The following is a 23,478-nucleotide window of genomic DNA, read 5'->3' as shown; positions in this document are numbered from 1 at the left end:
GCCGTCGGGCGACCTACCGTCGCGTACGACATTCGGGGACTGCAGGATTCAGGGCAGCATCACAGCCCGTCCGGTCGAGCCCGGTGGTTCGCGACGGGCGGTTCAGGCGGGGTCGGCCGGCGAGGCCAAGCGGGTCCGGTGGTGGTCGGTGAAGCCGAGGGCGTGCAGGAATGCGAGCGTGTCCGGATCGGCCTGGGCGACCCGTGCGATGCACATCCGCGCGCCCTGGCGCTCACCCCAGGACATCAGGTCGGTGCAGATCCGGCGACCGTGTCCGGCGCGCCGCGCCGTGGCGGTGACCTCGACCCGCTGCAACACCATCCGAGGGACCTCGTCGGCGATCGTGGGGACGCTCGCCCAGGCCTGCGCGAGAACCGCGCCGTCGTCGTCGCGCAGCGTGGCGGCCACGGGTCGGGCCGAGCCGGGGACCTCCTGCATCACGGTGTCCCCGACGTCCGATCGGGGAGTGGACAGCGCGACGGTCAGCACCAGTTGCTCGTCGTGGGCCCGCCAGCCGTCGGGGACGCGGGCGAGCCGGTCGGGGATCTGCAGCAGGGCAGGCAGACCGCGGTCGGCGTACCAGCGCGACACCCGCTCGAGCGTGGCGTCGGCGAGCAGGTCGGCCAGTGCGCCGGCGCCGCGCATCGGGGAATCCGCGAGCGGCAGGGCCGAGCCGGAGTCGAGGACAGAGCCGGGCTCGCGGGCAGAGCCGGCCTCGGCACCGGCACGCACCCACCATCCGCCGACCCAGGCATCGTGCTCCGGGGCGGACGCCAGGGCGAGCGCCAACTCGGCCGTGCGGATGTCCTTGGTGCGCACCGGGCGTGGGCCGAGCGCCTTCAGCGCGACCACCCGGTCGGACGTCACCTCGACCTCGTGGCCGTCGGCGGCACGCACCCGGATCAGCGGGCCGGTCGCCTCGAGCGTGCCGATGACGTCGGTCATCGGATGGGTCGAGCCCGCGGGCAGCCGGTAGCGGAGCACCACCCGGGTGCCCGGCGTCAACGAGGGCAGGTCAGTCGTCATGCCCGAAGGGATCGGGACCCTCGCCGGGCACCCAGTCCAGCCCGGGGACACCCCAGCCGTTGCGCTTGACCGTCTTCTTGGCGGCGCGCGCGTTGCGCCCGATGAGCCGGTCCACGTAGAGGAAGCCGTCCAGGTGCCCGACCTCGTGCTGCAGGCAGCGGGCGAAGAACCCGCGCCCCTCGATGGCCACCGGCTCGCCTTGGGCGTCGACGCCGGTGACCCGCGCCCAGTCAGCGCGGCCGGTGGGGAACTGCTCGCCGGGGACGGACAGGCAGCCCTCGATGTCGTCGTCCTCGTCGGGCATGGTCTCCGGGATCTCGGAGGTCTCGAGGACGGGGTTGATCACCTCGCCACGCCGACGCTCCGTGTTGCCGTCGTCGTCGGTGTCGGGACAGTCGTAGACGAAGACCCGCAGCGGCACGCCGACCTGGTTGGCGGCCAGCCCCACACCGTTGGCCGCGTCCATCGTGTCGTACATGTCCTCGATGAGCTGGGCCAACTCGGCCGGGTTCTGGGTGACCTGCTCGGTGGGGTGGTGCAGGACCGGGTCGCCGATGATCCGGATCGGGAGAATCGCCATGGTCGATAAGGGTACTGGGGTGACCCGGGCCGGACGTACGTACCGGACGCGCGAACCGCGTGGCCCGGGCTCTTCGTTCCCGCCCGCTGTCGGTCGACCGTGGTTGAATGAGCGACGAACGACAGGGCTGTGATTCCCCGGGCCCGTGTGTCCAGAAGGCACCGTCCAGCAGGCAGTGTGTTCCCGAAGGCACGGCGATTCCGGGTGGCACGGCGATTCAGGGAGGTCGACAGCGACATGGACGCCGCAGCGGCGCGAAGCGACGAGCAGACCGCACCGGAGGCGGCCGGCGGGCAGACCGCCGCAGGATCCGGCGACGTCCACGAGGCCGGTCCCGACGGATTGACCCGACGCGAACGGGACATCCTCGCCTTCGAGCGGCAGTGGTGGAAGTACGCGGGCGCGAAGGAAGACGCCATCAAGGAACTCTTCGGGCTGTCCGCCACCCGCTACTACCAGGTGCTCAATGCGCTGGTCGACCGGCAGGAAGCGCTGGTCGCCGACCCCATGCTGGTCAAGAGGCTGCGCAGGCTCCGGGCCGGTCGGCAGAAGGCGCGCGCGGCCCGCCGCCTGGGATTCGATCTCACCTAGGGCTGTCGATGCAACCGCGCGCGTCTTATGGTCGAGCGGTGAAGAATCCGCCCCCGGAGCCCACCGGCCTCCCCTTGCGTGCAGCAGCGATGGTGCTCATCGCGGCCGCGATCGTGTTCGCCGGGCTGGGCTGGCTGTCCCTGGGCAAGTCGAACCCGGACAGTCAGCCCGACACGGCCACCGCCGCCGTCACCTCGTCGCTGACCACGTCTGCCGCACCACCCGCGGCCTCGTCGAAGGTCGCGGCCGCCGCGGCGCCGACCGGCTCGGCCGCGTCGGCGGCCACGACCACGACGGCAAGCGCCGGTGCAATCGCCGACGTGCCCGTGCGGGTGTTCAACAACAGCGATGTCGGCGGGCTCGCTTCACGCACCGCCGCCAAGCTGCGCGCGGAGGGATGGACCGTCGCATCGGTGCAGAACTACACGGCCGGCAGCATCCCCACCACCACTGTCTACTACGGCAGTGGTACGGGTGAACAGCAGGCAGCGCAGCGGATCGCGGGCGAGCTGGGCGTGGGCGCCGCGCCGCGGTTCGCGGGGATCAAGGATGCGAGCCCGGGAGTCATCGTCATCCTGACCGGAGCCCCGACCGGATTCTGACCCGTGGCCCGACCGGCTGACACGCCATCAGGTTTCGTGTTTATGCTTCGTCACCTAGTTGATCGGGCGGCCATCGCGGACATCTCAGGGATGCCCGTCGGCCGCAGGAGAAGTCCCGGCCGTCGCGCCGATGCCCGCAAAGGAGCGGATAGATGACCCAGCGTTCCCTTCAGCACAGGTCCCGGCGTGGATCCCGGTGGCTGGCGGCGGTCCCGATGGTCGCGATCGCCGCGCTGGGACTGACTGCCTGCTCGAACGGCGAGACCGCCACCAATGAGCCGAACAGCACCAGCGTGCCGGCCGTCTGGTCCGCCGCGCCGCAGCCGGGCAAGGTCGACAACGGTGCGCAGCCGGGCGCGGGGGCGCAAGGCGACGCCGCCGGCGCCGGTCTGACCGCCGACCTGGTCAACCCCGCCGGGTCGAAGGTCGGTACCGCCACGTTCAGCCAGGTCGGCGATGCGGTACAGATCCGGGTCACGGCCGAGGGGCTGGCCCCGGGCTTCCACGGATTGCACATCCATTCGGTCGGCAAGTGCGAGCCGCACAGCCAGGACCCCTCCGATCCGAGCAAGATCGGCGACTTCCTCTCCGCCGGACCGCACTTCACCAACTCCTCGGCCGAGACCGACAACGTCATGGCCAGCGGCGACCTGACCTCGCTGCAGGTCGGCGCCGACGGCAAGGCCACATTGGTCACCACCACGACTGCGTTCACGCTGGGCGAGCTGACCGCCGGCAAGGGGACCGCGCTGGTCGTCCACGCCGGCCCCGACAACTTCGGCAACATCCCGGCTCGGTACACCCAGGCAGGCGGCGCGACCGGGCCCGACAAGGAGACCGCCGCGACCGGCGACGCGGGTGCCCGCGTGGCCTGCGGCGTGATCACCGCGGGCTGACCGCAGCAGTAGTTCGACAGGGGCGGTCCGGTTGTCCGGGCCGCCCCTCGTCGTGTGTTCCCGGGCGGCATTGCGCCGTGCGCCGCGATACCTCGCCGGGGTGGCCGGGGTGTGGTTCGATCGGCGGTGTGGGAGTTCCCTTTCGCGCCTCGCCGCGCCCGACGATCGGTGTCGAGTGGGAGTTGGCGCTGGTCGACCGCTCGACGCGCGACCTGCGCAACTGCGCCGATCAGCTCTTCGACGGGGTGCGGGCCCGGTACGGCGGCGACAGTCCGCACGTGCACAAGGAGATGCTGCGCAACACCGTCGAATTGGTGACGGGGGTGTGCGCCACCGTCGGTGAGGCGATGGACGATCTGGCCGGCACGCTGAGACTGGTGCGGGAGGCGGCCGAGCCGCTCGGCATCGATCTGTTCAGTGCGGGCACCCATCCGTTCGCGCAGTGGTCCGCCCAGCAGTTGACCGCGTCGCCGCGCTACGACGAGTTGATCGCGCGGACCCAGTGGTGGGGTCGGCAGATGCTCATCTGGGGGGTGCACGTCCACGTCGGCATCTCCCGTGTCGACCGGGTCTTCCCGATCATCAATGCGCTCCTGCTGCGGTATCCGCACATGCTGGCGTTGTCCGCATCGTCACCGATGTGGGCGGGCGTGGACACGGGATATGCCAGCAACCGCGCGATGATGTTCCAGCAGTTGCCGACGGCCGGATTGCCGTTCCAGTTCCACACCTGGCGCGAGTTCGAGGGCTTCGTCGACGACCAGCTGGTCACCGGCGTCATCGACCAGCTCAACGAGATCCGGTGGGACATCCGGCCGGCGTCGCACCTGGGCACCATCGAGGTGCGGGTGTGCGACGGGGTGCCGACGTTGCGCGAGCTCGGTGCGCTGACGGCGCTGACCCACTGCCTGGTGGTCGACCTGGAACGGCGGCTCGACGCGGGGGAGCGGCTGCCCGAACTGCCGCCGTGGCACGTGCAGGAGAACAAGTGGCGCGCCGCCCGCTACGGCCTGGACGCGGAGATCATCGTCGGCGCCGACAACTCCGAGCGGCCGATGATCGACGACCTGCACGATCTGCTGGAGCAACTCGCCCCGGTCGCGGCCCGGCTCGGCTGCACGCGTGAGCTCGAATCGGTGGCCGAGATCCCCGCGCGGGGCGCCTCCTATCAGCGACAGCGGAAGGTCTCGGCGGGGGCCAGCGGCGACCTTCGCGCGGTCGTCGACTCGCTGGTGCACGAACTCGAGCCCTGACCCGGGGACCGTCGCCGAACCTGTCGAGCGATGCCGGGATCTGCACCCGAGTGTTCGCTCGCCGTTCGCTAGGCTGACACCTCGTGTTGACCAACCGGACGGTACGCCCAGCGGGGGTGCGGGGCCGGTGGATCGCACTGGCGGTCGCGGCGGTGGTCTTCCTGATCCTGTTGGAACTCGCGTCGGCACATTACGGCTTCACAGGGCCGACCGTGAACCTGCTGCACGATCTCGTCGGCCCGCCGAAGTCCGGGCCGGTGCTGTGGGCGGGACTGGCGCTGGCGGTGGTCCGGCTGCCTCCTCGGGCGCGATGGACGGCGGTGGCCTCGGCGGCCGGGATCGACGCGCTCTTCGCGGCGGCGCGGTTCGCGTTCACCGATGATCGCGTGACGTTCGGCAACGGAGCGCTGCTGACCATCCTCGGCATCGCGGTGCTCGCGTCGGTGCGGTGGTCCGGACCGCGCCGCGCCGACGCGCTCAAGGGTGTCGGCCTGGGCATGCTGCTGATCGTCGCGACCAAGGTCGGCGACGCGTGGCTGACGATCACCGCGCTGACCCGCCCGATGGTGCTGGACCAGTACGTGCAGACCTCGGATCGTGCGCTCGGCAACCCCTCGTGGGTGATGGGCCGGGTCGTCGACGCGCTCGGACCGGTCGGGTACCAGGTGCTGCACACGGTGTACATCGAGCTCCCGGTGGGCGCGATGGTGGTGGCGCTGTGGCAACTCCGGAACCATTGGCCGGAGCACCACCTGGTCCGCACCTTCCTGCTGATCGGGATCCTCGGTCCGCTGATCTATCTGGTGTTCCCAGTGGTCGGGCCGGTGTTCGCCTTCGGCGCCGACGGCGGTGCGTGGGCGGTCGCGAACGTGTGGCCGCACCGCGTCCCGATCGACCTGGCGCCGCACGCGGTGCGGTTCGACGAGTGGACCCCGCGCAACTGCATGCCGAGCCTGCACACCGCGTGGGCGTCGGCGATCTTCATCCACTCCCGCCGCGGTCCGCGGTGGTTGCGCATCCTGGGTGCCGTCTGGCTGGCCTGCACCCTCACCGCGACCCTCGGTTTCGGCTACCACTACGGGATCGATCTGATCGCCGGTGCGGTGTTCTGCCTGACCGTCGAGTCGGCTCTGCGCGAGCCGGGCCGCGGTTGGGGATGGTTCCGCTGGCGGCTGCTGCTGTGGGGCGCGGCGGGGGTGACTGCGGTGCTGGTGGCCACCAGATTCCTCGCGGTACAGATGGCCACGCACGCGATTCCCGCGGCCGCGGCGCTGGTGGGCGTGCTGGTCGTGACGATCCTCGGGTTCTATGCCACCTTCTTCGCCGAGGAGGGGACGCCGCTGTGGACGTGGGGGCATCCGGGCGAACGTGCCGGCGCCGCCGATCTGGGGGAGCGGCTCTCCTCAGCGTGACGGTGTGCCGGCGACGACGGTGCCGTCGTGCTCGGCGCTGTGCACGATTCGCGGCGTGAGGCCGTGGCGGACGAACTCGGCGGCGGTGCCCGACGCCTGCCGTTCGCTGGTCTCGATCAGCAACCGCCCGCCGGGCGCGAGCCAGTCCCCGGCGCCTGCGATGACCCTCCGTTGCAGGTCCAGGCCGTCGGGGCCGCCGTCGAGCGCGGCCAGCGGTTCGTGCTCGCGTGCCTCCGGCGGCATCAGCGCGATCGAGCCGCTCGGCACGTAGGGGGCGTTGGCGACGAGCACGTCCACCCGGCCCCGGAGCGAGCCGGGGAGCGGGGCATACAGGTCGCCGCAGTAGGCCCGGCCGGCGCCGATGTTCTGCCGCGTGCAGGCGACCGCCGGGGGATCGATATCGGCCGCGTGCAGTTCGACATCGGGGACCGCCGCGCGCACCGCCGCACCCAGCGCGCCGCAGCCGCAGCACAGGTCGAGCACGACGGCGCCGGGGCGCACACTCGCGATCGCCTCGCGCGCCAGCGCCTCGGTCCGCCGTCGCGGAACGAAGACGCCGCGGCGCACGTGAATCCGCAATCCGCAGAACGACACCCAGCCGACCACGTGCTCGAGCGGGACGCCCTCGATTCGCGCCGCGAGCAGGGCGGTGAGTTCTGCGGGGCTGCGCGCGGAGGTGACCAGGACGCGCGCCTCCTCCTCGGCGAAGACACAGCCGGCCGCCCGCAGGCGCGCGACCAGTTCTCCGGGCGGCGTCGCGGCGGCCCGGGTGTGGATGTCGCGGCCGTGGGAAGCGGTCACCGGCGGCACGCTAGCAGAGAGCGACGTTCGGGGACCGCCGATCGACGCGGTCCCCGAGCGTGCTCGATCGGCGGTCAGTCGCGGGCAGGACCCTTCGCGTCGAGGAAGTCCCGTGCGACCATGGCGGCCTTGAGCGTGCACAGGCCCGATGGCCGGGTCGGGTCGAGGCCGGTCAGCTGCGCGATCCGCTTCATCCGGTAGTCCACCGTGTTGGTGTGCAGGTGGAGCCGGTTGGCGGTGCGCTGACGGTTCAGATCGTTGTCGACGTGCACCTTCAGCGTCTGCAGCAGTTCGGGGGAGCCGTCCAGTGGACGGAGCAGTTGCGCCAGGTGGGCGCGTCCGGGCCCGGGCCGGGTGACCTGGAATTCCAGGGCGAGGTCGACCAGACCGTAGAGTCCCGGCGGCCGGCCCAGCTGGCGGGCCAGACTCAGCAGCTCGTGGACCTGCTCGGCGGCCGCGGGGATGTCCGCCGTGTGGACCTGGACCGCGCTGGCGGTGATGTCGACCTCCGCGGACATCGAGACCAGCCGGACGGCCTCACGGACCTGGTCCCAGTCCGGCGCGCCGGGGATCAGCAGCGTGCCGCCCTGCGGGCTGAGCAGGCCCAGCAGCGGCGAGCCGAACTGCGCGGCCAGTTCGGACTGGATGATGCCGAGCTTCTTGCGTGCCGCCGCGGCCTTGTCACGGCCCGCGGCCACCTCGTCCGGATGCGGCGCCACCCACAGGCCGACCACCAGATGGTCCGTCTGCAGCTCCAGCCCGAGCTGGCGCGCCACGGAAGTGGGGTTGGCCCCGCTGAGAAGGGCGTTCACCAGCGTGTGGGTGGCGGTGTGCACGTCACTGGTGAGCGCGCGGAACTCCTCGAGGTAGCTGGAGGACGCGGCGATGTTCAGGCGTTCGACGAGGCTGAACAGCAGCCGTCCGCCGGTCTGCAGGTCGGCTATGTCCTCCGGTGCGGCCTTCTCCATCACGAGGTCGCGGACGGTGCGGATGCCCTCGTGATAGACGGCGAGAACCTCCTCGAGGGGGACGCCGGCCCGTGCGCGGCGGGCGGCGGACGCCCGCACGTCGGCGAGGTCCTCGTCGGTGGGAAGCCGCTGCTCGTCGAGCATCTGGATGCCCAGTTGCAGGCATTGCACGGTGACCTCGGTCAGATCGCGCAGGACCTGTTCCTCCGGGAGCCCACCGAACGGCGAGATGGTCTTGCTGAAGTGCGCCACCAGGTCGGCGGCCAGCGGACGCAGGTTCCGCAGGGGGGTGGACATCGGCTCGCCCGCGACCTGGAGGGCGGCGATCCCGGTGTCCGGAGACTCGATGACGGTGCGCTCCCGGCTCGCCGGGCTGAGTTCTTGCACTGCTGCAGGGGTGTTCGACATCTGAAGGCGAAATCTCTCGTCCGGGGGCGTGTTCGACAGGATCCACGGACTTCGGTGCGGAATGCGGCTGAGAAGAGCCGACGTGTGGCGGACGCCCCGACAGAGCCGCACACACGCACGACACACAACCCTCACCGAGTGGAGAACGTGCGGTCTTGCAATCACAGCCGGTCACCGGTGACGCCGGTAGCCGGTCTGCCCGGTTGCCTGACGCTGCGGGCGCCAGGGTCGGTGATCACGACCGGATTGGGCCATCTCACCATTGCGACCCGTCGTGAGGTTGTGCCTACGGCGGCGGGCTCGGACCAAAGGTACTCAAATACGGTGCGGAACGGAACGATTATCGAAAACTTTGGACGATCGTCCAGCGCATGGGCCTGCGACGGTGCCGCGCCCGGGCGCGCGGCGGCGTCCAGGCCGACGTGGTGAGCGACGTGGAACGGTGCCGGCGCACGGGTTGTGAACGGACCCAGTCAGGTATCGGACCGGTTGCGATTTGGCCCAAGGTCGGTGCGTTCGTACGAGTTCGCGCCGACGGTCCTCCTAGCCTGCGGTGGTGCGTGCAACGAGCGTGACCGAGAGAAGTGCGGCGGTGAGCAGCGCGCCGACCGATCTCGCGGTGATGCGTGCGTTGCGTCGGACCGTCGCGTGCCACCTGGACGGCGAGCTCGCGGACCGGCAGCAGAGCGCATACTCGGCGGCCGGTTGCGAGGTCCCCGAGGGTGAGGTGGACGGCCTCGACGCCGACCTGCGCGCGGGTTTGTCGATGCTGCTGGAGATCAAGGCGATACGGCCCGATGCCCTGCGCGGACGCGGGTCGGTGGATGACCCGTGGCGCCGGTGGCTCGAGCGGTGGGACGAGCGGCGGCAGGAGCATCGGGAGACGTTGCGGCGGATGCTCGGTGACGTCCCGGCGGCTCGGCGGCCGGCTGCGCGTGCGCCGATCCGCCGCGACCGTGTGCTGGCGGTGCTCGCCGGGTTCGCCTTCGACGGGCAGTTGGCATACGAATTGGGCGCCGCACTTGTCGACTGGGTTCCGCAGTCCGAGGTCGTCGCGCTGCGCATGATGTGCGCCGATGACCGACGGTATGCGCGGTTCTTCCGTGACATGTGCGCGGAGGCATTCGAACTGGCCCCGGACACCACCGCCCGGGCGGTTGCCGTCGCTTTGCAGAGGTATCTGGAGCTACGGGTGACCTCGAGGGGGCGGTCGGATGTCGGCCTCCTGGAGGGCGTCCCACGCGACGAGCATTGGCATCATCAGCGGATCGTCCTGCCCGTCCTCGGCCAGTGGAGGGTGTTGGAGCGCAACGACCTCGGGTCGGCCGGCGCGCGGGCACGGGTGACGGTGGCGGGCCTGGTCGAGGGGTTCGACGAGAAGCTGCGGGCGGAGCGCGCCGCCGTCGAGGCCCGCCGTGATCGCGAGGCTCTGCGGCGCGAGCGTGAAGTGGCCTTCCTGGCGCGCATGGGCATCGTCCCGGAAATGGCGCTCTGAGAGCAGCGTTCGGCAACGTCAGCCGTTCAGGCGCGGATCGCGTGGTCCGTCGCAGGTCGTTGCGCTCGTTCGCGCCTCGGACACGACGAAGGCCGGGGTGGCTCCCTGTGGAGCCGCCCCGGCCGTTCTGTTGCGCTGTTACGCCGTGGGGGGTGCCGTCGTGGTGGGTGCCGGCGTGGCCGGCGTGGTCGCGGCGCCGACCGAGCCCATCGACCCGATGATCGCGTTGAGCAGCTGGGTGATGGTCGGCGAGATCGGGTTGGGATCGGCCGTCGGAGTGGGTGCGGTCATGATGACTCCTGTTGTGTTACAGATTGGTTCACATGGTCTTATCGATGGGCCGCGGTCATGTACCGGACCCGATTCGCCCCGTGAAGGGCCGCGCGTGGAAGCCCGCAGTCACCCTTCGGTGAGACCGTCAGCCCACTCGCGAGGTGATGTTGCCGACGTTCGCCGAGCCCGAACTGCTACCGCCACCGAACATCTGGAAGATCAGGTTGATCGTGGTGGAAGGGTCGCTCGGATCGGCGGTCGGAGGGGTGGTGTTTTCTGCGGTGGCCATGACGCGCTGCTTTCGTTGGGGCGGAAGCACATTCAGTGCTCGAAAATGATGGGGCGAGAGTAGCGCACCGCCCCGTCGAAGCGGGAACTACTGGTGGGCCTCGGAGCTGCCGATGTTGGAGCTGCCGATGGTGATGTTCGGGAACAGGCTGGGAAGGGTGAAGCTCAGACTTCCGAAGGAGAGCGTCATCGCTGGCACTACTTTCTGTGTGGTGTGGGATGCGAACGCTGTGCTGCTGTTTCCGGCGTCGACACAAGATCTCGGGACGACCTGGTGAACACCGTGGTGACGGGCCTGGGTCAGGCAGGCGTGGCCGGCTGGGTCACGCCCGCGCTGCCCGTGCCGATGGTCTGGAGGACCTGCACGATCAGGGTCTGCGCGGGTCCGAGGATTGCGTCCATGAGTTGCTCCTGGTGTGGTGATCGAACCGGTGCACGCGTCGCGCCACCGGACGGATGAGGTGAGCGGCTGATCAGGCTCCGGTACCCGTACCGGTCCCCGTGCCTGTGCCGGTTCCGGTGCCATTGGTCAGACCGCTGAGCAGATTGCCGAGATCGAGACCGCCGACGGTGGTCGCGAGTTGCAGGCTGCCGGTCCCGACGTTGCCGATGATGCCGGAAAAGTCCATCGAGGCTCCTAAATCGTCTGCCGTCGCAGAGGAACTCCCGACGGTGAACGGACGTGCACCAGCCGCGCACGACGCAGTGCGCCGCGACCGGTGTGGTGCCCGCGACCTGCGTTTCGGATGGTTCCGGCAGATGTACCGGCTCCCCCGCCACGGTTCCAGTGAAGCGAGGCACAGGGGATGTATAGCCGCTGAACTGCCGTCGGTCGAGGGGATTTGGCGGGTGCAAGAGCTAATTCGGGCGATTCCCAACGGTGCCTGTGAGCCGTCACCAGCCCTGGGTCACTCGTCCGGTTCGTCCATCTCGTCGACGGTCATCAGGTCCGTGCGGACGCTCTGCTCGCGATACGACAACCGCCCGACCAGGTGCGCGAACAGTGGTGAGGTGATCAGCGCGAACAGCGCGGCCAACACGAGCATGCCGAGGTCGACGCTGTCCCGCAGTCGCAGGCCCGCGCCGATCAGCACCAGCACCAGCCCGAGGACCTGGGGCTTGGTGCCGGGGTGCATCCGGGACAGGGTGTCGGGGAAGCGGACCAGGCCGATCGCCGCGGTCAGCGCGAACAGCGAGCCGATCAGCACCAGCACGGCGGCCACGACGTCCAAAGTGGTGCTCATGACTTGTCCCGTACCCGGAAGCGCACCACGCTGATCGACCCGATGAACCCGAGCAGCGCGAGCGCCACGATCGCGGATACGACCGTCGAGTCCCTGGTGTACGCCGCCCAGGTTCCCAGGCCGCACAGGACCAACGCCATGACCATCTCGATGGCCACCAACCGGTCGAGGGTGCTGGGCCCGCGCAGCAATCGGTACACCGCGAGGGCTGCGGAGATCAGCAGCACCGCGCCGGCGATCGCCATCACCGTGGTCATGGTCGCTCCTCCGGTTCTCCGGTCGTCTCGGGGGCGTCGTGTTCGTCGTCGACGTGAAAGTCGCTCGGGTGCCAGTCGTCGTCACGCTCGAAGGCGCGGATGAACAGCCTTTCGAGACGGTGGGTCTGGTGGCGGAAGCGTCCGACCGCTTGCGGCGTGCCGACGTCGAGCACGTGGATGTACAGCAGTCGGCGCACCCGGTCGATCTCCAGCACGAGGGTGCCGGGAATGAGGTTGATGGCGTTGACCAGCAGCGATAGCACCACGTCGGACTTGACCGCGACCTGCGTGCGGTACACGGCGCTCAGCGGGGGCGGGCCCGGACGGATCGCGAGCCAGGCCAGTTGGACGCTCGAGACCACCAGGTCGACGGCGATCCGCCCGGCGAGGCGCAGCGCCGAGAGCGGATGCAAGCGGCCCTCGACCGGCACCTGCGGCAGCGGCAGCAACAACATGATCAGGAAGCCGACGATCAACCCGCCGACGACGTTGGCGATGGTGAAGTCACCCCACAGCAGGACCCACACGAACGTCAGCCAGGCGAGCACCCACAGCCGGATGAGCACGTCACGCGTGGTCAGCGGGGTGCTGAAGCGTTCACGGAAGGACCTCATCGCGCGCCCCCCGAGGTTCCGGCGGCCTCCTGCACGGGCGCTGCGTGGGAGCCGAGGACCGCATCGATGTAGATCGAGCGGTCCATCAGATCCGTCGCGGTGCGCCCGGTGTAGCCGATCATCGGGCCGGCGAACACCGTCAGCGCCAACCCGACCGCCACGAGCGCGACGGTGGGCAGCAGCATCGCAGCGGGCATGCGGCCGACGTCGTCGCGGTCGGCGAAGGCAATGTCGGACGAATCGTCGAGCAGCACCGCGGGACGCTCGTCGGCGAGGTCGCCCTCCGGCGCGTCGGCGCGGGGACGCCAGAAGGCCTTGGTCCAGATCCGGGCGACCACGTACAGCGTCAGCAGGCTGGTGATCACGCCGCCGGCGACCAGCGTCCAGGACAACACGCTGGGATGGTCGACGCCCGCCTGCAGCAGCGCGATCTTCCCGATGAACCCGGAGAACGGCGGGATGCCACCGAGGTTGAGTGCGGGCACGAGGAACAGGATGGCCAGGAGAGGACTGGCCGCGGCCAGCCCCCCGAGGCGGCGCAGCGAGGACGAGCCGGCCTGGCGTTCGATCAGCCCGACCACCAGGAACAGGGTGGCCTGCACGATGATGTGGTGCGCGACGTAGTAGATCGCGCCCATCAGCCCGTAATGCGTCGAGAGTGCGATGCCGAACACCATGTAGCCGATGTGGCTGACCAAGGTGAACGAGAACAGTCGCTTGATGTCGGCCTGGGCGATGGCGCCGAGGATGCCGACCAGCATTGTCAGCAGGCCGCAGACCATCAGCACGTCGTCGAGGCTGCCGCCGGGGAACAGCAAGGTGTGCGCGCGGATCATCGCGTACACGCCGACCTTGGTGAGCAGACCGGCGAAGACCGCGGTCACCGGGGCGGGTGCGGTCGGATAGGAGTCCGGGAGCCAGGTCGACAGCGGGAACACCGCGGCCTTGATACCGAACGCCACCATCAGCACGGCGAAGATCGCGGTCCGGGTGCCGCCGGGGATACCGTCCAGACGGGTCGCCATCTCGGCGAGGTTCAACGTGCCGGTCGCGGCGTAGGCGAACGCGATGCCCGCCAGGAACACCAGCGACGAGACCATCGAGACCATCACATACGAGATCCCGGCGCGGACGCGGTCGGCGCTGGCCCCCAGTGTCAGCAGCACGAAACTCGACGTCAGCAGCACCTCGAAGCCGACGAACAGGTTGAACAGGTCACCGGCGAGGAAAGCGTTGCAGATGCCGGCCGTCATCACCAGATACGTCGGCTGGAAGATCGAGACGGGTTGGTTCTCGTCGCCGTCACGTACGCCCTGACCGACCGAGTAGACCATCACGGCCAACAGCACCACCGCCGAGATGACCAGCATCAGCGCGGACAGCCGGTCGGAGACCAACGCGATGCCGAGCGGGCCGACGTTCCCGGTCGACGCGTCCCATCCGCCGACCGCGAGCGAATGGGTGCCGTCCCGGTCGGCCAGATACAGCAGTGCGCAGGAGACCAGCAGCACCGCCGTCAGCGCGATGATCGTGACCGCGCGCTGGGCGCGCGGGCGTCGGCCGAGTACCAGCGTGATCGCCGCGGTCAGCAGCGGCACCAGCACCGGAAGCGGCATGAGGACGCCGATGATGCTCTCCGGCAGAACCGTGTCGAGTGCGCTCACAGGCGGTCCCACGCGTGGTCGGGCCCGTAGGAGTCGCCCTCGGGCCGCGCCGCGCCGGTGACCGGGTCGTCCGACCGGTCGTGATCCGGGGCCTCGGCGGCGGTGCGCCGCGTGGAGACCTTCGTGTCCTCGGTGTCGTCGTCGACGTCGTCGGCCTTGCTGATCGTGTACGACCGGTAGGCGAGTGCGAGCACGAAGGCGCCCACACCCATGGTGATCACGATCGCGGTGAGGATCATCGCCTGGGCCAACGGGTCGGCGCCGTGCTCGCCGTCGCCGGAGATGCGCCCGACGATCGGCGGGTTGCCCGCGCCGCCGCCGACGGTGAGCAGCAGCAGGTTGGTGGCGTTGCCCATCAGCAGCAGGCCCAGCAGCATCCGGATGAGCGAGCGTTCGAGCAGCAGGTAGACGCCGGTGGCGTACAGGCCCCCGATGACGATGAGCATCCCCAGGTCGGCGGTCATTGCAGCTTCACCTCCACCGGTGAGTCGAGTCGGGCGCCGAGACTGCGGAGCACGTCGAGCACGAGTCCCACCACGATCAGGTAGACGCCCAGATCGAAGAACATCGCCGTGACCACGGTGATGTGGCCGAGCAACGGCAGCGTCACCTCGACCACCGCCGAGGACAGCACCGGCGCGCCGAGCAGCATCGAGACCGTCGCGGTGGCCGCGGAGCAGAACAGGCCGAGCCCGAGGATCTTGCCGGCGTCGATGGGCACGGTCTCGCCGAGTTCGTACCGTCCGCCCGCCAGATATCGCAGCACCAGTGCGAGCCCGGCGGTGAGCCCGCCCGCGAAGCCACCGCCCGGGTGGTTGTGTCCGGCGAAGAAGAAGTACACCGACAGCACCATGATGGTCGGGAAGACGACGCGGGTGGTGACCTCGAGGACCAGCGTGCGGTGCCGGGGGTCGCGCAACTCGCTGCCGCGCAGCCAGGTGATCGGCCCGTGCGGTGAGCGGTAGGCGGGGTTGGGCACCAGATCCTCGTCGGTGTGGCTGTCGGACGCGACAGCCACAGGGGAACCTGCAGGGGGAGTGGTCGGCGGCACGGTGGCGGGGAGCGGAACCGTGGGCGGCTCGACGGCGGCGTCGGGGGCGTCGGCGACCCGGGGTGCGCTGCCGAAACGCCGGTTGCGGAACACCAGGCTGGCGACGCCGGTGGCCGCGACCAGCAGCACGGTGATCTCGCCGAAGGTGTCCCAGGCGCGAATGTCCACCAGCAGCACGTTCACGACGTTCTTGCCGTGCCCGACCGCGTATGCCGCGTGCGGCAGCACCGAGGCGACCGGTTGCGTGTTGCGTGCATTGATCGCGTAGGCGCCGATGGTGGTCAGCGCCGCGCCGACGAGCGCGGCCAGGACGATCCGCCACCCGCGAAAGCCCATGGCGCGCCGGACATTCGTGTCGGCCGGCAGTTTGCGCAGCACCAGCACGAAGATCACCAGCATCAGCGTCTCGACCAGGAACTGCGTCAGCGCCAGGTCGGGCGCGCCGTGCAGAGCGAAGATGACGCCGCTGCCGTAACCGGTGAAGCCGACCATCAACACCGCGGCGAGCCGGTTGCGCAGGACGGTCGCGGCGACTGCGGGGATCAGCATGAGCAGGCCGATGGCGACCTCGAGGGGACTGCCCCACAGATGCAGCCGGGCCGGGCCGGTGGCGCCGAAGATCAGCACCATCGTGGACAGCACGACCAGCGTGGTCAGGATGATCGTCTGGGTGAGCGGGAGCGAACCGCGCTGCACAGTGGAGGTCAGTCGCAGCGACAGGCTGTCCGCGGCGCGAAGTGCCCAGTCGTAGGCGCGGTCGGCGTTGCCGAGCGGCGGGTTGCCGAACCGTGCCCGTGCCACCGCGCGGTGCGCGAAGAACAACGCGAAGCCGCCGATGAAGACGAGGATGGTGATCCACATCGCCGGTCCGACGTGATGCCAGAGCGCGAGGTGGTAGCCACCCCCGGCGCCGGTCGGCAGTGTCTTGGCGTACGGCTCGAGCAGCGCGCCGATCCGCGGCGCCTGCAGACCCGCCGCGAGTCCCGCGAGGGCCAGGATCGTCGGCGCGGCGAGGAACAGCGGGCTGGGGCGGTGCATCTCGGCGACGGCCTTGCTCGGCGCGTCGAGTCCCTTGCCGGCGAAGGCGCCGGAGAGGAATCGCAGCGTGTAGGCGACGGTGAAGATCGAGCCGACGACGATGCCGACGAACACCAGACTGCGCGAGAGGTCGTCGAGGACCGGGGTGTTCAGATACGACTCGAGCGCCGCCTCCTTGCCGACGAAACCGAGGAACGGCGGCACCCCGGCCATGCTCGCGGCGGCCGCACACGCGATCAGAGTCAGCCCCTTGTGGGCGCGCCCGAGCCCGGCCAGCTTGCGGACGTCGCGGGTGCCGGTGGAGTGGTCGATGACGCCGACGACCATGAACAGGGTCGACTTGAACAGCGCGTGGGCCACGACGATCGTCACGCCGGCCAGCGCCGCGTCGTGGCTGCCGGTGCCGACCAGCACCATCATGAAGCCGAGTTGGCTGACCGTGCCGAACGCCAGGATCAGCTTCAGGTCGTACTCGCGCAGTGCACGCCAGCCGGCGAGAATCATCGAGACGATGCCGAGGGTGAGCACCAGCGGTCGCCACGGCGACGACTCGGCGAAGCCGGGCGCCAACCGGGCGACCAGGAAGATGCCGGCCTTCACCATGGCGGCGGCGTGCAGGTAGGCGCTGACCGGGGTCGGGGCGGCCATCGCGCCCGGTAGCCAGAAGTGCATCGGCACGATCGCGGACTTGCTCAGCGCGCCGATGAGCACGAGCACGATCGCGGTGGCGCTGAGCCATCCGTGCGGCGGGTGCGCGACCAGGTCGGAGAGCAGATAGGTGCCGGACATCTGGCCGAGCATGATGATGCCGACGAGCATCGCCAGCCCGCCTGCGGTGGTCACCAGTAGCGCCTGGGTGGCGGCACGCCGGCTCGAGGCGCGCTCGCCGTAATGCCCGACGAGCAGGAACGACAGCACCGTGGTCAGTTCCCAGAAGACGTAGAGCAGCAGCATGTTGTCGCTGAGCACGAGCCCGAACATGGTGCCGGCGAAGGCGACCATCTCGGCCGCAAACCAGCCCAGCCGAGGCGATCCCTCGTCGAAATAGCGGCCGCAGTAGACCAGCACCAGGGCGCCGACGCCCAAGACGAGGACCGCCAGTATCTGCGCCAGCGAGTCGAATCGCAGCGCGATGTTCATCGACAGACCGGGAACCCAGTCGAGCGTGAGGCGCTGTTCGGTCCCCCAGGCGTCGATGGTCCAGCCGAGCCCGGCGAGGGGAACCAAGGCCAGGAGATAGAAGCCGTTACGGCCTGCCACTCGCATGATCATCGGAGCCGAAACGGCGGCGATCGCGTGGGCGAGCAGTACAGCGAGCAAGTTTCTCCAGCTTGTCGGCCTGGGCGGTTGCCAGTGATCTTAGGGGCTGGGCGGTCCCCGAGCTAATCGACGCGGCTGGTCGAGGTGCCCGCTTCGACAGCGGGATTCCCTGAGAGTGGTGACGAGTTCTGCTGTGGCATCGCACAGAATGCGATCTCGGTGCTCGCCGTGTGGCGATGCGGTTCCCTAACCTGCAGAGCACAAGGAGAGAGAAAGGTCACGCCAGTGCGTCACCGTCATACCGCCGTCACCCTCATCGCGGGCGCGGCGCTGCTCGCCGCCGGTTGCAGTCAGTCCGGTGCCACGAACGCCGAGACCGCCGCGGCCCCGACGGTGACCGCGACGCAGCATCAGCTCACAGCGCAGGACGATGCGTTCTTGTCGCAGGTGGACCCGTTCTGGCTGGCGGGTGACCGCGGCACACTGATCCGGACGGCGACCGTCATGTGCGACCAGTTGCGCAGTGGTGGCACCAAGGACGACCTCTACCGCGCGGTGCGCGGCAAGGGACACGATCACGAGGGTGACGACCTGGTGAACACCGCGATAAAGAACTACTGCCCGCAATATCAGTAGGCGAGCCACCACCGGTAGTGACGGGGAGCGGAGCCTGCGCTAGCGGGGCGCGGGTCCTCCGATGGTGTGCCGGCCCGCGGCGGCCGGGAAGTCGTCGGCGACCATCGCCGCGAGCTCGGTGAACGCGCGGCGGGTGGACTTCGAACACAACTCCAGGTCGATCTCGGCGCCCTCGGCGAGGTGATCGTCGAACGGCACGAACTGCACGGCCCGGCAGCGGTCCAGGAACAACCGGCGCAGCTCGTCGAGGTCGACGCTGCCCGACCCGGTGCGGGTCGCGCTGATGACCACGACGGTGCGGTCGACCAGGTGCCGGTATCCGTGATGGGTGAGCCAGTCGAGCGTGGCGGAGGCGCTGCGCGCACCGTCGATCGCCGGCGAACTGACCAGCACCAGCGAACTCGCCATGCCGAGCACGCCGTTCATCGCCGAGTGCATGAGCCCGGTGCCGCAGTCGGTGAGGATCACGTTGTAGTACGACTGCAGGATCTTGATCACGGATCGGTAGTCGTGCTCGCTGAACGCCTCCGAGACCGACGGGTCCTGCTCGCTCGCAAGCACCTCGAGGCGGCTCGGTGCCTGCGAGGTGTAGGCGCGCACATCCGAGTACCGGTGGATCGAGGGATCCTGCAGCAGGTCCCGGACCGTGGCCATGGTCTGCCTGGGGATGCGCTGCGCCAGGGTCCCGAGATCGGGGTTGGCGTCCACCGCGATGACTCGATCGCCGCGCAGTGAGGCGAAGGTGGAGCCGAGCCCGATCGTCGTGGTCGTCTTGCCGACGCCGCCCTTGAGGGAGAGCACGGCGATGCGGTAGTCGCCGCGGATCGGCTGGTTCACCCGGTCGATGAGCTCGCGCTGGGCGATGTCTTCCGGTGATTCGCCCGGATTGACGGCGCCGCCGGACACCCGGAAGACCGCGCGCCGCCACCCGCTCTGCGGTGCGCGCCTGGCGCGGTGCAGCAGATCGAGTTCGTCGATGCCCGAACCGGGGGCCGCCATGGGGTCCGCCTGCGGCGCCGGGGGCTGGTACGGCAGCGGGGGTTGTGCCTGCGGCGGCAGCATCTGGGTCTGCTGGAACGCGACCTGCCGGGTGTCGGGTTGCGGGATCTGGGGCTGCGGGTACGCGGACTCGTCCGGGTGCTGGACGGGGAACTGCTGCGCAACGGGTGGTGGCCCCGGGGGGACGGGACCCGGTGGCGGTGGATGCGGCAGGGGAGTTACCGGCGCGGCGGGTGCCGGGGACACCGCCGCCGCCGCGGCGACCGTCGGAGCAAGGGGAGCCGGGACCTCGGGAGCGGGGACAGGGGGCATCGGGGCCGGGGGCATGGGCGGCTGGGGCGGGGCCTGCGCCGGCTCCGGCCGCGACGTGGGTACCGGTGCGGGCGGAGAGAACGGCTGTGGCGCACCCTGCGACGCCGGGATCGGCGGGGGCAGTTGCACCGGCATGTGATGGCGCTGAGGTGCGGCAGGTGGTTCCGGCACGGCGGAGGCGGCGGGTTGCGGTCGCGGAGGTGCCACCGGCCGCGCGGCAGTGACATCGCGTGGTGGCATGACCTGCTGCGGGGTGCTCGCCGGCTGGGGGGTACTCGGTAGCTGCAGGGCGGCCGCCGGAGCGGTCGGAGCCGGTGGTGGCGGTGCGACCTGGGTCGGCGGCGTCGGGATCGGAGTAGGTGCCGAAGGCGGCATGGCCTGCGTGCGCTCGGTTCCGGTAGGCGGGACGGGCGCGGGCTGCTGCGGCGAGAACGGTTGCGGCGTCGGCGGTGCGGCCACAGGTCGCGGTGACAGAGGCGGCTGCGACACAGGCGGATGTGACACAGGCGGATGCGACATGGGTTGCCCCGCCCCGGGGTCCGGCAGTTCGGGCTGCCGTGACGCCGACTGCTCGGGTGTCGACCGGCGGCCGCGTGATCGGCTCGGCGTCGGAGGCGCCGACTCCTCCTGCAGCCAGGGTGGCGCAATCGGCAGATCGAATTCGTCGCCGTTGTTCACAGCTCCCCCTCTGTTACTCGCCGACGGTTACGGACCGGCCGTCCGACTGACTGTGCCGGCGCGCCATCCTAGCAGCGCGCAGGTGCGGGCCCGCAGGTCGCAGGGGGCGTCCGCCGACGCCGCGGCCCCCGAAGTCGTGGACTCCGGGGGCCGTCGGACGGTGACTGGTCACCGCACGAATCGGTGGTCGCACTGGGCGATCACTGGGCGATCACGCAGTGCGCTCGCACTGCGTTGTCCGAGATCGTGGAATCGCGGGGATCAGACCGCCCACGAGGCGCCGGCGGCCTTGTCGACGTCGGCCATGTGCTGGTTGCCGTCGCCGACAGCGCGCGCGAGCTGCTGCAGGATGAGGTTGATGTCGTTGGCCGCGGAGTTCCACTTGGCCTGTGCCTGCTGGTAGTTGGTGGACGCGTCGCCGTCCCAGGTCGACACCAGCTGCTTGACGTAGCGCTCGAGATCGTCGAGTTCGGCCTTGATGTGCTGCGCCGCGACACCGATGTCCGCGGCGGACTGGGCGATGTGCGCGTGGTTGTAGAGAATCTCGCCAGGATTGGGCATGGACTTCCCCCTTCGGAAGGTGCTGCTTGAGCGTGTAGGACGGAGGACCCGTCAGTTCATGTTGAGCGGGCCGCCGTCCAGGCCGCCTCCCGCGCTGCGCAGGATGCGCGCGTGCTCCTCGACCGACTCCTGGAACTTCGAGCCATTGGCCTTGATGTTCTCGCTGATGGACTCCAGCGCCTGGCTGAGCTTCATCGAATCGGCCTGGTAACGCTCCATGATGTTGTGGAACTCCGTGGCCGAGATACCGACCCAGGAACCCTGCAGCATCTCGAGCTTGCCCTGCAGCGCCTTCAGCTCACCCTGGACCTGCTGGTTGACGTCGGCAACGTGTCGCGCCGCGATATCCATGTCCGATTGCGTTGCCCGCATCATCGGCGAACCCATAGATCACCCTCCAAATGTCATGCGCAACCTGCAGCATTCGGCCCCCCTTGGGCCGGCTCGTGTCACGCGAACACGATCAGCCGGTCGTGGCTAATCCCCCGGACGCCGAGATCGGCGCCCGAGCGAAACAATAGGTGGATCGGGCGCGGTGCGCCAGGGCACCTCGGGAAGCCTGGGGACAACCAGTTGCCCGGCGTGTCGGTGATGTCTGTGCACGAGAGATGAAAACAATTGTCGGACAGCGAGTGTCGATCGAATCGTGTCGTTGTGACAGTGTCGGGCGCCGGGCAGGGCCGGCTCGCGCGACGGCGGACGGTGACCTGTGAACACCGTTCTGGCGCCGATCACGGTGCCGTGATACCTTCCCCCTGCATCCGATTGGGGAACGTTCGGATGGGTGGGGTTCGAAGGATTTCGAGGGGGAGTCATCGGCGCTTCGGGATAGTCGCCGTCACAGTGATAGGTGATTTCGGTGGTCGGAGTCCGTCGTGAGTGAGTCCGACGGGCAACTTCGGGGCCGGAATCGATTGTCAGTCTTGTAATCGGGAGGAATCCGAGAATGACAGCGCCAGGACGAATGCTCGTCGTCCCCGAGGCATTGGTGGCCGCGGCCGCCGCGCTCGACGCCATTGCCGATCAGGTCCAGACCGCTGCGCAGGTGCACCTGCCCACGCTCCGGTTGCTGCCGGCCGGGCACGAGGAGGTGTCCACCGGCGTCACGGGTTTCCACAGCATCGTCGTCGACAGCTTCGAAACCGCCACCGCGAGCGGGGTTGCCGAGCTGCGCCAGGCCGCGGCCACGCTGCGGACGCAGGCCGCCGCATATGCGGAGCAGGACGCCGTCTCGGGTGCGGCCATCGGCCGCCTGCTCTGACCCGGCTCCTCCACGCATTCTTCGGCTTTCGGGCCTTCGTCTCTCGGAAACTTCACGTCAAGGAGTTCATGACATGTTGGGCTTTACCGGTGTCGTCTGGTACCCGCGTGGCGCCACGGTCAACTCGTTCAACCTCGACACCGGGGCGGGACCGATCCCGCTGGGTGCGGCCTCCGCCTCGTGGGCGGAACTGTCTGCGGTGCTGGCAGGGGCCAGCGCCGAGCTGACCGCCACGACGGCGGGGCTCGCGGCGGCATGGCAGGGCGTCGCTGCAGACGTGGCGCTGGTCAAACTGGCGGGCTTCGATGCCTGGCTCGGTCAGACCACCGCACACGCGGCGACCATGGCCGGCCTGACCACGGCCGGTGCCGCCGCCTACACCGTTGCGGCAGCGGTAATGCCGTCCCTCGCCGAGATCGCCGTCACCCAGGCGGCGGCCGCCACCGCCGTCGCGGCGGGCGCAGCGGGCGGGCCCGCGCTGGCCGGCGCCGGCGCGGCGGCCGAGACCGCACAGCGCGAACTCGACATCCGTGCCGCGATCGCGATGGAGGGATACGAGGCGGCCAGCACGGTCCTGTCGGCGCCGGTCCCGTTCAGCCCCGCGCCGCCCATCACGGGCATCGGCGCGGCGGCCGGCGGTACTGGCGGTCCGGTGCCGTTCGACCCGGTCGCGGCTGCCGAGAACCTGGCCACGCAGGCCGCCTCCGCGCTCGGGTCCAATCCGCTCGGATCGGTGCCCGGCTCGGTCGTCGCCGAAGTCGGAAACATCGCCGGGGGAACGGTTTCGACCGTCGCGTCCGGGGCCACCACGATGGTGTCCGCCGCCGGACAGGCCGCCATGGGTGGCCTCGGTGGTGGACTCGGCGGGCCCTCGCCGATCGCGGGCGCGGGCGCTGCGGCCGGCACGGTCGGTGGCGCGGCCGCGCTGCCCAAGTTGGGCGTGCTGTCCGCCGCGGGCGGCGGACTGGGCCTGCCCGCCGGCTGGGTGGGTTCGGCCGGCGGTGTGACCGCGATGCCGGGAGCGGGCGGGTTCGGCTTCGCCCCGGGCGCGCCGGGTCAGGTCTCCGGGCTCGGTGGCGCGACGGCCTCGTCGACCACCGGCGCGGCCGCGTCCGAACCTGCGGCCGCGAGCGGTCGCAGCGGGACGAGCCCGGCGATGACGGGCAGTCGTGGACCGGGTGCGGTCGGCGGGCTCGACGACGAGGACGAGCGCGACGCCCCGGACTACCTTCGGCACTTCGAGCATTTCGCCGACGGCCGGGTGGTGGTGCCCGCAGTCATCGGCGGTGCACCGGAAACCCGTTGATCCC

General features: G+C 70.0%; 24 protein-coding genes and 1 pseudogene. 9 read left to right on the top strand and 16 right to left on the bottom strand.

Annotation, left to right across the window (positions count from 1 at the left end; all coding sequences use genetic code 11):
• Positions 1–102 precede the first annotated feature (102 nt).
• Positions 103–1,026 (bottom strand): GNAT family N-acetyltransferase, cg3035/Rv0428c family, encoded by a 924-nt coding sequence (locus G4X40_RS07820; protein WP_277831519.1) that lies wholly within the window; start codon positions 1,024–1,026, stop codon positions 103–105.
• A complete protein-coding gene (locus G4X40_RS07815; RefSeq protein WP_277831517.1) occupies positions 1,016–1,606 on the bottom strand; it encodes a peptide deformylase in 591 nt (196 codons plus the stop codon). The genes G4X40_RS07820 and G4X40_RS07815 overlap by 11 nt, the downstream gene beginning before the upstream one ends.
• 237 nt (positions 1,607–1,843) lie before the next feature.
• Here G4X40_RS07815 and G4X40_RS07810 point away from each other — a divergent pair, with 237 nt between their 5' ends.
• The 5 genes from G4X40_RS07810 (at position 1,844) to G4X40_RS07790 (ending at position 6,360) form a co-directional block, all read left to right on the top strand.
• Entirely contained in the window at positions 1,844–2,197 is a 354-nt protein-coding gene (locus tag G4X40_RS07810; RefSeq protein WP_277831515.1) for a DUF3263 domain-containing protein, read from the top strand.
• A 38-nt stretch (positions 2,198–2,235) separates the two neighbouring features.
• Positions 2,236–2,799 carry a LytR C-terminal domain-containing protein gene (locus G4X40_RS07805; RefSeq protein WP_277831514.1) on the top strand — a complete coding sequence of 188 codons (564 nt, stop codon included), beginning with the start codon at positions 2,236–2,238 and terminating at the stop codon, positions 2,797–2,799.
• Positions 2,800–2,951: 152 nt separating this feature from the next.
• Positions 2,952–3,695, top strand: a complete 744-nt coding sequence (gene sodC, locus G4X40_RS07800; protein WP_277831512.1) for a superoxide dismutase[Cu-Zn] — start codon at positions 2,952–2,954, stop codon at positions 3,693–3,695.
• Between the two features lie 128 nt (positions 3,696–3,823).
• Entirely contained in the window at positions 3,824–4,948 is a 1,125-nt protein-coding gene (locus G4X40_RS07795; protein ID WP_277831511.1) for a glutamate--cysteine ligase, read from the top strand.
• Positions 4,949–5,034: 86 nt separating this feature from the next.
• Complete coding sequence (locus G4X40_RS07790) at positions 5,035–6,360, top strand: phosphatase PAP2 family protein (protein ID WP_408642173.1); 1,326 nt, start codon at positions 5,035–5,037, stop codon at positions 6,358–6,360.
• Here the strand turns inward: G4X40_RS07790 and G4X40_RS07785 are convergent.
• Positions 6,352–7,161 (bottom strand): putative protein N(5)-glutamine methyltransferase, encoded by an 810-nt coding sequence (locus tag G4X40_RS07785; RefSeq protein WP_277831509.1) that lies wholly within the window; start codon positions 7,159–7,161, stop codon positions 6,352–6,354. The genes G4X40_RS07790 and G4X40_RS07785 overlap by 9 nt on opposite strands.
• 74 nt (positions 7,162–7,235) lie before the next feature.
• Positions 7,236–8,516 (bottom strand): PucR family transcriptional regulator, encoded by a 1,281-nt coding sequence (locus G4X40_RS07780; protein ID WP_277831508.1) that lies wholly within the window; start codon positions 8,514–8,516, stop codon positions 7,236–7,238.
• Positions 8,517–9,129: 613 nt separating this feature from the next.
• Between G4X40_RS07780 and G4X40_RS07775 the strand changes: the two genes are divergently transcribed.
• Positions 9,130–10,032: a ferritin family protein gene (locus tag G4X40_RS07775; protein ID WP_277831507.1), complete on the top strand. Its 903-nt coding sequence runs from the start codon at positions 9,130–9,132 to the stop codon at positions 10,030–10,032.
• A 138-nt stretch (positions 10,033–10,170) separates the two neighbouring features.
• Here G4X40_RS07775 and G4X40_RS07770 read toward each other — a convergent pair whose 3' ends face one another.
• The 9 genes and pseudogenes from G4X40_RS07770 to G4X40_RS07730 form a co-directional block, all read right to left on the bottom strand.
• Positions 10,171–10,323 (bottom strand): hypothetical protein, encoded by a 153-nt coding sequence (locus G4X40_RS07770; protein WP_277831506.1) that lies wholly within the window; start codon positions 10,321–10,323, stop codon positions 10,171–10,173.
• Positions 10,324–10,450: 127 nt separating this feature from the next.
• Complete coding sequence (locus G4X40_RS07765) at positions 10,451–10,594, bottom strand: hypothetical protein (protein ID WP_277831505.1); 144 nt, start codon at positions 10,592–10,594, stop codon at positions 10,451–10,453.
• 472 nt (positions 10,595–11,066) lie between these two features.
• Positions 11,067–11,222, bottom strand: coding sequence for a hypothetical protein (locus tag G4X40_RS07760; protein WP_277831504.1), 156 nt, complete (start codon positions 11,220–11,222; stop codon positions 11,067–11,069).
• Between the two features lie 279 nt (positions 11,223–11,501).
• Positions 11,502–11,837 (bottom strand): monovalent cation/H(+) antiporter subunit G, encoded by a 336-nt coding sequence (gene mnhG, locus G4X40_RS07755; RefSeq protein ID WP_277831503.1) that lies wholly within the window; start codon positions 11,835–11,837, stop codon positions 11,502–11,504.
• Positions 11,834–12,094 carry a monovalent cation/H+ antiporter complex subunit F gene (locus tag G4X40_RS07750; protein WP_277831502.1) on the bottom strand — a complete coding sequence of 87 codons (261 nt, stop codon included), beginning with the start codon at positions 12,092–12,094 and terminating at the stop codon, positions 11,834–11,836. The genes mnhG and G4X40_RS07750 overlap by 4 nt, the downstream gene beginning before the upstream one ends.
• A complete protein-coding gene (locus tag G4X40_RS07745; protein WP_277831500.1) occupies positions 12,091–12,708 on the bottom strand; it encodes a Na+/H+ antiporter subunit E in 618 nt (205 codons plus the stop codon). The genes G4X40_RS07750 and G4X40_RS07745 overlap by 4 nt, the downstream gene beginning before the upstream one ends.
• Positions 12,705–14,372: a Na+/H+ antiporter subunit D gene (locus tag G4X40_RS07740; RefSeq protein WP_277831498.1), complete on the bottom strand. Its 1,668-nt coding sequence runs from the start codon at positions 14,370–14,372 to the stop codon at positions 12,705–12,707. The genes G4X40_RS07745 and G4X40_RS07740 overlap by 4 nt, the downstream gene beginning before the upstream one ends.
• A 17-nt stretch (positions 14,373–14,389) precedes the next feature.
• Positions 14,390–14,836 (bottom strand): annotated as a pseudogene (locus G4X40_RS07735) (Na(+)/H(+) antiporter subunit C); the annotation flags it as partial.
• A complete protein-coding gene (locus G4X40_RS07730) occupies positions 14,833–17,781 on the bottom strand; it encodes a Na+/H+ antiporter subunit A (RefSeq protein WP_277831497.1) in 2,949 nt (982 codons plus the stop codon). The gene G4X40_RS07730 and the pseudogene G4X40_RS07735, both read right to left, overlap by 4 nt.
• A gap of 225 nt (positions 17,782–18,006) precedes the next feature.
• Here G4X40_RS07730 and G4X40_RS07725 point away from each other — a divergent pair, with 225 nt between their 5' ends.
• Positions 18,007–18,357 (top strand): DUF732 domain-containing protein, encoded by a 351-nt coding sequence (locus tag G4X40_RS07725; protein ID WP_277831496.1) that lies wholly within the window; start codon positions 18,007–18,009, stop codon positions 18,355–18,357.
• A 39-nt stretch (positions 18,358–18,396) separates the two neighbouring features.
• Here the strand turns inward: G4X40_RS07725 and G4X40_RS07720 are convergent, their stop codons facing one another.
• The 3 genes from G4X40_RS07720 to G4X40_RS07710 all read right to left on the bottom strand — a co-directional run bounded on the left by G4X40_RS07720 (position 18,397) and on the right by G4X40_RS07710 (position 21,294).
• Positions 18,397–19,668 carry a MinD/ParA family ATP-binding protein gene (locus G4X40_RS07720; RefSeq protein WP_332844329.1) on the bottom strand — a complete coding sequence of 424 codons (1,272 nt, stop codon included), beginning with the start codon at positions 19,666–19,668 and terminating at the stop codon, positions 18,397–18,399.
• A gap of 939 nt (positions 19,669–20,607) precedes the next feature.
• Positions 20,608–20,907 carry a WXG100 family type VII secretion target gene (locus G4X40_RS07715; protein ID WP_277831494.1) on the bottom strand — a complete coding sequence of 100 codons (300 nt, stop codon included), beginning with the start codon at positions 20,905–20,907 and terminating at the stop codon, positions 20,608–20,610.
• Positions 20,908–20,958: 51 nt separating this feature from the next.
• Entirely contained in the window at positions 20,959–21,294 is a 336-nt protein-coding gene (locus G4X40_RS07710) for a WXG100 family type VII secretion target (RefSeq protein ID WP_277831493.1), read from the bottom strand.
• A gap of 559 nt (positions 21,295–21,853) precedes the next feature.
• Here G4X40_RS07710 and G4X40_RS07705 point away from each other — a divergent pair.
• Positions 21,854–22,168 (top strand): PE family protein, encoded by a 315-nt coding sequence (locus G4X40_RS07705; protein ID WP_277831492.1) that lies wholly within the window; start codon positions 21,854–21,856, stop codon positions 22,166–22,168.
• Between the two features lie 73 nt (positions 22,169–22,241).
• Positions 22,242–23,474 (top strand): PPE domain-containing protein, encoded by a 1,233-nt coding sequence (locus tag G4X40_RS07700; protein WP_277831490.1) that lies wholly within the window; start codon positions 22,242–22,244, stop codon positions 23,472–23,474.
• Positions 23,475–23,478: the final 4 nt, after the last annotated feature.

The sequence above is a fragment of the Speluncibacter jeojiensis genome (assembly GCF_029589495.1).
GTDB classification, from domain to species: Bacteria; Actinomycetota; Actinomycetes; order Mycobacteriales; family Mycobacteriaceae; genus Speluncibacter; species Speluncibacter jeojiensis.
Note: the sequence above shows the minus strand (reverse complement) of the source record. Positions and strands in the feature narration are given on the sequence as shown.

Coding starts and splice junctions, on each gene's coding strand:
- G4X40_RS07820 (WP_277831519.1), bottom strand. CDS start 1,026: ATGACGACTGACCTGCCCTCGTTGACGCCGGGCACCCGGGTGGTGCTC.
- G4X40_RS07815 (WP_277831517.1), bottom strand. CDS start 1,606: ATGGCGATTCTCCCGATCCGGATCATCGGCGACCCGGTCCTGCACCAC.
- G4X40_RS07810 (WP_277831515.1), top strand. CDS start 1,844: ATGGACGCCGCAGCGGCGCGAAGCGACGAGCAGACCGCACCGGAGGCG.
- sodC (WP_277831512.1), top strand. CDS start 2,952: ATGACCCAGCGTTCCCTTCAGCACAGGTCCCGGCGTGGATCCCGGTGG.
- G4X40_RS07770 (WP_277831506.1), bottom strand. CDS start 10,323: ATGACCGCACCCACTCCGACGGCCGATCCCAACCCGATCTCGCCGACC.
- G4X40_RS07765 (WP_277831505.1), bottom strand. CDS start 10,594: ATGGCCACCGCAGAAAACACCACCCCTCCGACCGCCGATCCGAGCGAC.
- G4X40_RS07760 (WP_277831504.1), bottom strand. CDS start 11,222: ATGGACTTTTCCGGCATCATCGGCAACGTCGGGACCGGCAGCCTGCAA.
- mnhG (WP_277831503.1), bottom strand. CDS start 11,837: ATGAGCACCACTTTGGACGTCGTGGCCGCCGTGCTGGTGCTGATCGGC.
- G4X40_RS07750 (WP_277831502.1), bottom strand. CDS start 12,094: ATGACCACGGTGATGGCGATCGCCGGCGCGGTGCTGCTGATCTCCGCA.
- G4X40_RS07745 (WP_277831500.1), bottom strand. CDS start 12,708: ATGAGGTCCTTCCGTGAACGCTTCAGCACCCCGCTGACCACGCGTGAC.
- G4X40_RS07720 (WP_332844329.1), bottom strand. CDS start 19,668: ATGCCCCCTGTCCCCGCTCCCGAGGTCCCGGCTCCCCTTGCTCCGACG.
- G4X40_RS07715 (WP_277831494.1), bottom strand. CDS start 20,907: ATGCCCAATCCTGGCGAGATTCTCTACAACCACGCGCACATCGCCCAG.
- G4X40_RS07710 (WP_277831493.1), bottom strand. CDS start 21,294: ATGGGTTCGCCGATGATGCGGGCAACGCAATCGGACATGGATATCGCG.
- G4X40_RS07705 (WP_277831492.1), top strand. CDS start 21,854: ATGACAGCGCCAGGACGAATGCTCGTCGTCCCCGAGGCATTGGTGGCC.
- G4X40_RS07700 (WP_277831490.1), top strand. CDS start 22,242: ATGTTGGGCTTTACCGGTGTCGTCTGGTACCCGCGTGGCGCCACGGTC.